Here is a 3,445-nt window from a genome sequence, read left to right on the forward strand (position 1 = left end):
GGTGCGGTAGCGGGCGGGCTTGGGCTTGCTCATGCTGCCCATCTAACCGCATGGATTCACCAAGTGAATCCTTCACGGGGAGAGTTCTGCAACAACGCCGTCCTGTGCAAGAAACTTATCTCTCTGATGTGCAATTCTCCGCGCGCTACGGCAATCACAAGTCGTGGCCTTGGCGTCGCGCCAAACTGGATCCCGACTTCCCCAAGCCGATCCGTCTGAGCCCCGGCTGCACGCGCTGGCGGCTGTCGGATATCGAGGCTTGGGAACACCGCAAGTCCACCAACCACTAAGCCAAAGCCCCGCCGCAAGGACGGGGCTTTGAGCAATCTTTCCCGCAAAAAAACGATAGCTCGGCCCGTCCTCCGGCTCAATCCGCATGGAGGAAATCTTGAAACCCCATACCCTCACGCAAACCCTGCGCGGCGCTTGGTTCGGCAGCTACGGCTGCGCAGCCTGCCCGATCTGCCAGCCCGAAGGCCGTCCCGATCAGCGCGCCCTGACGATCTCTGAAGGAGATGCCGGCCTGTTGCTGCATTGCAAAAAGGACGGATGCGCCTTTCGTGATATCGTTTCCGCGCTGAAGATGCCCCAGGTCAGCCATCTGCGTACCGGCCGCAAGGACGATTGCCCCATCAACCCTGTCGAGAACAGCTATCGTCGCTCGGACATGGCTGAGGCGATCTGGAACAGCGGCCGCCCGATCGGCGGGTCGCTGGCGGAGACGTATCTGCGCGGCCGCGCGATCACCTGCCGGCTGCCGGACAGCCTCCGCTTCCACCCCGATCTGTGGCACGGCCCCGCGCGTCGCACCATGCCGGCGATGATCGCCCGTATCGACGGCAGCGCGGGAATGGCCGTCCACCGCACCTGGCTGGCGAGCGACGGGCGCGGCAAGGCAGATGTCTCCCCGGCGAAGACGATGCTGGGTCCGAGCGCTGGCGGCGCAGTGCGGCTGCGGACCGCGAATGGCACGCTGATCGTCACCGAAGGCATCGAGACGGGGCTGTCTGTGATCTGCATGCTGTCGCGCCCGGCCTCGGTCTGGGCGGCGTTGTCGACGTCGGGGATGCGCGCCCTGTCGTTGCCGCTGCAGCCGGGTGTCCTTATCCTGGCCCCCGATGGCGACGCGCCGGGACGGGCCGCGGCTGACGCGCTGGCGGACCGTGCGAAGCAGCGGGGCTGGATGGTCGGCATGCGCGACCCGGGCGACCACCTGGACTGGAACGATGTCCTGCAAGGGAGGCAGTCCGCATGAGCGACAATATCATTCAAATCCCCGCAGCCTCGGACAGTCCGCCGCCGAAGGGATTTCAGTTGCGTCCGGATGGCGTGTATTTCTACCCGCCGGAAGGCAAGGGCCAGGGCTGGCAGCGCGTCTGCTCTCCCCTGCGTGTGGTCGCGCTCGGGCGCAGCAATGCCGGGACCGGGTGGGGCAGGCTGATCGAGTTGACCGATCCGGACGGGAGTTGTCAGAGGGTTTTTGTACCTTCGCGGTTGCTGGGAGGTGACGGGCGCGAAGCTGTCGCGATGCTGCTGGATCGAGGCCTGCGGCTGCAACCCGGCCGGGCATCGCGCAGTACACTGATGCAACTGATCGAGCTTTGGGACGTGAAAGCCCGACTGATCCTGACCGAGCGCCTGGGTTGGGTCTCGGACGACTACATGACCTTTCTGATAGGCCTGAACCGCCGGATCGGGACCGAGCAGGCGATGCCGACCGCCACCATGTCGGCGGTTGCGCAGGAGATGCGCGAGAAGGGGACGATCGCCGATTGGCGCGATGAGGTGGCGCGGCCCTGTCTCGGAAACCCGCTACTGCTCGTGGGGCTGTGCCAGGCCTTTACCGGTCCGTTGCTGGCGCCCTTGGACATCGAGGGCGGGGGCCTGCATTTCCGGGGACCGTCCAGCAGGGGCAAGACCACGATCCTGCGCGTGGCTGTCTCGGTCTGGGGCGCGCCGGGCTTTCTGAAAAGCTGGCGCGCCACCGACAATGGCCTGGAAGGCGTCGCCGCGGCGCTGAACGGCACCCTCTGCGCGCTGGACGAGATCGGCGAGGCACCCGCGCGGACGGTATCTGAAATGGTCTATATGCTGGCCAATGGCGCCGGAAAGGCGCGTGCGGCCAAGTCAGGAGAGGCGATCCCGCATTCGCGCTGGCGAGTGCCCATGCTGTCGACGGGCGAGATGTCGATTGCCGACAAGGTTGCCGAGAGCACGGCCCACGCCAAGGCAGGGCTTGGGGTGCGGCTGTTGGATATTCCCGCAGAGATATACGCCCATGGCGCTTTTGATTGTCTGCACGATGCGCCCTCGGCCGCAGCGTTTGCTCAGGCGTTGAAGCAGGGTGCGGCGGCCGCTTACGGCGTTGCAGGTCCTGCCTTTGTCGAAGCTCTCCTGGAGGATCGCGAAAAGCATCAGGAGACCGTTCGCCAAGCAATGAGGCTGTTCAGGGAGAAGGCTCAATCTCGGCATGCACTGATGGGCGAGGGCCAGACCGAACGCGCGTTGACGCGCTTTGCTCTGATCGGGGCCGCAGGTGAACTTGCGACCGAGTTCGGGCTGACTGGGTGGCCTGTCGGCACGGCGGAAGCAGCCGCCCACCAGATGTTCGACCACTGGATCAACTCCCGCGGCGGCCGAGAGCCCGCCGAGAAGCACGAAGCGATCGTCCGGGTGCGCGCATTCATCACGGCGCACGGCCCCAGCAGGTTCCAGGAGATGGATGGTACGAACTTGGGTCAGCCTGTCCGCGACCGTGCCGGTTACGTCGGAGATGGGGTGTACTGGTTCACGGAGGATGCATGGAAACAGATCCATGCTGGCTCGGACGCGACCCAGGCGGCGCGCTATCTGAAGGAGGCCAACTATCTGCTGCCCGGTGACGGCAAACACCACAAGAGGCGCGCGCCCAAAGGTATCCCTAGACGCCCGCGCCTCTATGCGGTCAGCGAGGACATTGTGGCCTACGAATAAACCGGTGGGACAGGTGGGACAGATGGGACTGCGCTGGAATCGTTAGTTTTTTAGGGGTCCTCGGCAGGTTCATCGGTGGGACGGGTGGGACTGGGCGACCTTAATCGCTCGAGCACCTGTCCCACCTGACCAATCGGCCGTCAGCACTGTCCCACCAAAAACACAGCTTAATCAACGCGGTCCCACCTGTCCCACCTGTCCCACCCCAATTGCAGCCCCGTGTTGATCGAAAGGAAGCCTGATGAAAAACCCTCGTGCAGATCGGATACACCCCAAGGCGGGTCAGCCACGAGATGATGTGAAACTGTCGTCGCAAGAGCAGGCCAGCATGATCGTGGCGCTGCTGGCTGATTTCTGCGAACCGGAGATGATCGATCAACTGGGCGACTACGTTCAGCATGTCGGCTTCGATCTGTCTGCGCTCGCGCGGCCGCAGGACCTGACTGCAGCCTGGCTTGGCCATTACCGGATT

General features: G+C 64.3%; 4 protein-coding genes. All 4 read left to right on the plus strand.

Annotated elements, in window-relative coordinates; genetic code table 11:
* Window positions 1–50 precede the first annotated feature (50 nt).
* On the plus strand, window positions 51–290 hold the full coding sequence (locus tag AC2SGK_RS18095; protein WP_488324774.1) for a helix-turn-helix transcriptional regulator: 240 nt from the start codon (window positions 51–53) through the stop codon (window positions 288–290).
* Between the two features lie 98 nt (window positions 291–388).
* The gene (locus AC2SGK_RS18100) at window positions 389–1,255 is read left to right on the plus strand and encodes a DUF7146 domain-containing protein (protein WP_488324775.1); all 867 of its coding nucleotides are present in this window, start codon (window positions 389–391) and stop codon (window positions 1,253–1,255) included.
* Window positions 1,252–2,973, plus strand: coding sequence for a DUF927 domain-containing protein (locus AC2SGK_RS18105; protein ID WP_488324776.1), 1,722 nt, complete (start codon window positions 1,252–1,254; stop codon window positions 2,971–2,973). Before AC2SGK_RS18100 ends, AC2SGK_RS18105 begins: the two co-directional genes overlap by 4 nt.
* 241 nt (window positions 2,974–3,214) lie before the next feature.
* Window positions 3,215–3,445, plus strand: a 231-nt coding sequence (locus AC2SGK_RS18110; RefSeq protein ID WP_488324777.1) for a hypothetical protein, incomplete at its 3' end; no start/stop codon positions are given.

The sequence above is a fragment of the Paracoccus sp. NIOT.M2S5SZ12 genome (assembly GCF_057748165.1).